Source organism: Micrococcus sp. HMSC31B01, from assembly GCF_001816085.1.
GTDB lineage: Bacteria > Actinomycetota > Actinomycetes > Actinomycetales > Micrococcaceae > Micrococcus > Micrococcus luteus.
Map to the genome: position 1 here is coordinate 10,559 of NZ_KV825114.1, position 4,231 is coordinate 14,789.

The following is a 4,231-nucleotide window of genomic DNA, read 5'->3' on the forward strand; positions in this document are numbered from 1 at the left end:
CCCAGCCGCAGTCGCGTCTCGGGAGGCGAGTCCGCCCCCACCCGGATCAGCGCCAGCGCGGCCCGAGCCACCCGCACGCCCTTGAACCGGCCCGCCCGCTCCAGCGCCGCGGAGAGCCGCGACGCCGTCGTGCGCGGCGGGAGTCGGGACCCGTCCACCCACGGACGGTTCACGAGCGCGTCCCCCGCGACGACGGCGTCCGCCACCTGATCCGGCCGCAGCAGGGAGCAGAGGTCCACCCACGTCCGCTCGAGCGAGGTGACCGGGACCCCGTGCACCTCCACGCGGTCCTCGGCCGGCACCGTGCGTCCGTGGCAGGCGACGCCCGCGCGCCCCGTCCGACCCGTGCGGTGCGGCCGGCTCACGTGCACCCGTGTGTCCTCCTCGGCCCACCACGGCAGGACGAGCCCGTGCAGCCGCGCCGCCGTCAGATGCGAGGCGACCCCACGGGTCAGAGCCACCACGACAGCGGCCTCCTCCGGCGGCAGGGCCGCCACGGGGCGGGGGTATCCGAGCGCGGCCCACGACCCCGGCACGTCGACGACCGCGCGGTGTGCCCCGTGGGTGACCTGGCGCAGGTCGAGGCTGCGCAGCCGGTCGGAGGAGAGGGAGAGGCGGTCCAGGGCTTCGCGCCGGGTGAAGACGCGGCCGGCGAGGGCTGGCGGAAGGGGTGCGGGGCGGCGTGGCATGCGGCCAGGATGCGGGCGCCGTCGTCGTGGGCGGGCGTCCGACCCCCTCCTGTGCGGGGCCGGGCCCCTGTGCAGGAGCCGCCCCGCCCCGCCCCTCCCCGGACTTTCGAACGTGAAATCGGGCGAATGGGGACTTTCGAACGTGAGAGAGGACATATCTCACGTTCGAAAGTCCGGGTCAGGCGTCGAAGGGGCGGCCCGTCAGGCGCTCGTACGCCTCCACGTAGCGGTCGCGCGTCTTGGCCACGACGTCGGCGGGCAGCTCCGGCGGGGCCTCCCCGCTGGTCTTGTCCCAGCCGGAGTCGGGGCCCGTGAGCCAGTCGCGGACGAACTGCTTGTCGAAGCTCGCCTGGGGGCGGCCGGGCTCGTAGTCCTCGGCGTCCCAGAACCGGGAGGAGTCCGGGGTGAGGACCTCGTCGCCCAGCACCACCTGGCCGGTGGCCGGGTCCACGCCGAACTCGACCTTCGTGTCCGCCAGGATGATGCCGGCCTCGCGGGCGATCGCCTCGGCGCGGGCGTACAGGTCCAGGGTGAGGAACCGCAGGCGCTCGGCGGCCTCGGTGCCCACGCGCTCGACCATCTGCTCGAACGTGATGTTCTCGTCGTGCTCGCCGACCTCGGCCTTCGCGGACGGCGTGAAGATCGGCGGGTCGACCCGCGAGCCGTCCACGAGCCCGGCGGGCAGCGGCAGGCCGGCCACCGTGCCCGACGCGCGGTACTCGGCCAGGCCGGAGCCGGTCAGGTAGCCGCGGGCGATGCACTCCACGGGGAACATGTCCAGGCGCTTGACGACCATCGCCCGCCCGGCCACGGCCGCGGGCACGTCCGTGCCCACCACATGGTGCTCGACCGGCTCGGCGTGGGCCCCGTTGTAGCCCTCGGCCAGCTTCTCGAACCACCACAGGGTCAGCCGGGTGAGGATGGTGCCCTTGTCCGGGATCGGCGGCTCCAGCACGTGGTCGTAGGCGCTGATCCGGTCGGAGGCCACCACGAGCAGCGTCGCGGACCGTCCCGGCTCGGCGTCGGCGGGCTCGTACAGGTCCCGCACCTTGCCCGAGTAGACGTGCCGCCAGCCCGGCAGCTCGAGGGCCTCGGCCCCCGTGAACCCCACGCGCTCCCCGCTCACTTCGCTCCCCCCGTCCCGGGCACGGTGATCTCGCCGCGCTCGGCCTTGAGTCCGATGTCCGTGCGCCACTGGGCCCCGTCGAACCGGATCCGCTCGACGCCCGCGTAGGCGCGCTCACGCGCCTGGGCCAGGTCCGCCCCGCGCCCGACGACGGCCAGCACCCGGCCGCCCGCCGTCACCACGTCCTCACCGGACGCCGCGGTGCCGGCGTGGATCACGTGCACGCCCTCGAGGGCGGCCGCGTCGGCCAGCCCGGTGATCACGTCGCCCGTCGAGGAGGAGGCCGGGTAGCCGGCCGAGGCCATGACCACGTCCACGGCGACGTCGTCGCTCCACTCGAGCCGACGGTCCGCGCCGAGCCGGCCGGCCGCGGCGTCGGCGAGCAGCCCGCCCAGGGGTGTCTCGAGGCGGGCGAGCACGGCCTGGGTCTCGGGGTCGCCGAAGCGCACGTTGAACTCGATGACCTCCACGCCCTTGGCGGTCACGGCCAGGCCGCAGAACAGCACGCCCGTGAACGGGGTGCCGCGGCGGGCCATCTCGGCGAGCACGGGGCGGGCCACGCGGTCCATCACCTCGTCCGTGAAGCCCTCGGGCAGCCACGGCAGCGGCGTGTACGCGCCCATGCCGCCGGTGTTGGGGCCGGCGTCGCCGTCGTGGATGCGCTTGAAGTCCTGCGCGGGGGTGAGGGCGACGGCGTCCTCGCCGTCGCAGATCACGAAGAGGGAGACCTCGGGGCCGTCCAGGAAGTCCTCGATCACCACGGTGCCGCCGGCGGCGAAGCAGGCCTCGGCGTGGGCGAGGGCCTCGGCGCGGTCGGAGGTGACCACGACGCCCTTGCCCGCGGCCAGACCGTCGTCCTTGACGACGTGCGGGGCGCCGAACTCGTCGAGGGCGGCGGCGGCCTCCGCGGCGGTGGTGCACACGCGGGAGCCGGCGGTGGGCACGCCCGCGGCGGACATGACCTCCTTGGCGAAGGCCTTGGACGCCTCGAGCTGCGCGGCGGCCTGCGAGGGGCCGAACACGGCGAACCCGGCCTCGCGCAGGGCGTCGGAGACGCCGGCGGCCAGCGGGGCCTCGGGTCCGACGACGACGAGGTCGGCCCCCAGCTCGCGCGCGAGCGCCACGACGGCGGCCGGGTCGGTGGCCTCGACGGCGTGGAGGGTGGCGAGGTCGGCCATGCCGGCGTTGCCGGGCGCCGCGTGGAGGGCGCTGACCTGCGGATCACGGGAGAGGGCGGTGAGCAGCGCGTGTTCGCGGCCGCCGTTGCCGAGCACAAGGGTCTTCACGAGCCTGAAGCCTACGCGGTGGCCCTGGCCCGGCCCGGCCCGTGGCCCCTACGGTGGAGCGCATGACGATGCCTCCCCTCCACCACGGTCAGCCCGGCGACGACGGTGACCCCCGTGACCCCCGCCACCGGCCCGGTGCGGGGCTGGGACCCGGGCTCCGGTCGGTCTGGATGTTCGTCGGCGTGATGTTCACGTGCGCCCTGATCGTCTTCTGGACGCTGCGGGGGTTCGGCGTCCAGCGCGGCGACCTCAGCCTGCCCGCCGCGCTCGGCGTGCTGGCGCTGGCCGCCGTCGCCGCGGCGGTGATCACCCGGTACGTGCGGCGCCGCTGAGCAGGGCCGGGCCCTCCAGGGCCGGCCGCCTCGGCCTGCCCGTCAGCGGATGATGCGCCGTCGCCGGGCCTCGTCGACGGCGCGCGTGCGGTTGTCCACCCCGAGCTTCTGGAAGATGTGCACCAGGTGCGTCTTCACGGTGGCCTCGGAGATGAACAGCTCCTTCGCGGCCACCTTGTTCGTGGCGCCCCGCGCGATCAGCTCGAGCAGCTGGATCTCCCGCTCGGACAGCACCTCGGAGCCGCCGGACATGCGCCCCATCAGCGTGGCCGCGACCTGCGGGGCCAGCGCCTTGCGCCCCGCCGCCGCCTGCCGCACCGCCGAGGCGATCTCCTCGCTCGGGGCGTCCTTGAGCAGGTAGCCGGCAGCGCCCGCGTTCACGGCCGCGAGGATGTCCGCCTCCGTGTCGAAGGTCGTCAGGATCAGCACCTGCACCCCCGGCCACCGCTCCCGCACCGCGCGGGTGGCGGTCACGCCGTCCATCCCCGCGCCCATCTGCAGGTCCATCAGCACGACGTCCACCGCGGGCTCGCCCGCCTCCAGGACGCCGATCGCCTCCGCCCCGTCGGCGGCCTCGGCCACCACGCTCAGGTCCGGGTGCGCCTCGACGACGGCCCGCACCCCCGCCCGGACCACGGGGTGGTCGTCCACCAGCATCACCCGCACGCTCATGCGGTCTCCTCGCTCTCGGTCTGCTCGGGATCAGCGCTCCGGCCGGCCCCGGCGGCGGCCAGCGGCACCCGCAGCGCCACCACGGTGCCCTCGCCGGGGGCCGACTCGACGGTGGCCTCGCCGCCC

The 4,231-nt window shown here is 75.4% G+C and carries 5 protein-coding genes; 1 reads left to right on the forward strand and 4 read right to left on the reverse strand.

The features are described 5' to 3' along the window. The 3 genes from HMPREF3105_RS13230 to purD form a co-directional block, all read right to left on the reverse strand. The coding region (locus HMPREF3105_RS13230; protein ID WP_168167998.1) for a hypothetical protein at nucleotides 1-689 on the reverse strand (689 nt) is incomplete at its 3' end. A 178-nt stretch (nucleotides 690-867) separates the two neighbouring features. Beyond that, nucleotides 868-1,815, reverse strand: a complete 948-nt coding sequence (locus tag HMPREF3105_RS06200; RefSeq protein ID WP_070708987.1) for a phosphoribosylaminoimidazolesuccinocarboxamide synthase — start codon at nucleotides 1,813-1,815, stop codon at nucleotides 868-870. Beyond that, complete coding sequence (purD, locus tag HMPREF3105_RS06205) at nucleotides 1,812-3,101, reverse strand: phosphoribosylamine--glycine ligase (RefSeq protein ID WP_070708988.1); 1,290 nt, start codon at nucleotides 3,099-3,101, stop codon at nucleotides 1,812-1,814. The genes HMPREF3105_RS06200 and purD overlap by 4 nt, the downstream gene beginning before the upstream one ends. A 62-nt stretch (nucleotides 3,102-3,163) precedes the next feature. Here purD and HMPREF3105_RS06210 point away from each other — a divergent pair, with 62 nt between their 5' ends. Further along, nucleotides 3,164-3,433 carry a hypothetical protein gene (locus HMPREF3105_RS06210; RefSeq protein WP_036314260.1) on the forward strand — a complete coding sequence of 90 codons (270 nt, stop codon included), beginning with the start codon at nucleotides 3,164-3,166 and terminating at the stop codon, nucleotides 3,431-3,433. Between the two features lie 42 nt (nucleotides 3,434-3,475). On the opposite strand, the gene HMPREF3105_RS06215 is transcribed toward HMPREF3105_RS06210, so the two are convergent. Next, nucleotides 3,476-4,105 carry a response regulator gene (locus HMPREF3105_RS06215; RefSeq protein ID WP_020624423.1) on the reverse strand — a complete coding sequence of 210 codons (630 nt, stop codon included), beginning with the start codon at nucleotides 4,103-4,105 and terminating at the stop codon, nucleotides 3,476-3,478. Between the last annotated feature and the right edge of the window lie 126 nt (nucleotides 4,106-4,231).

What these genes read in the sequence shown, in the direction of transcription:
- HMPREF3105_RS06210 (WP_036314260.1), top strand. Translation starts at nt 3,164, where the DNA reads ATGACGATGCCTCCCCTCCACCACGGTCAGCCCGGCGACGACGGTGAC.
- HMPREF3105_RS06215 (WP_020624423.1), bottom strand. Translation starts at nt 4,105, where the DNA reads ATGAGCGTGCGGGTGATGCTGGTGGACGACCACCCCGTGGTCCGGGCG.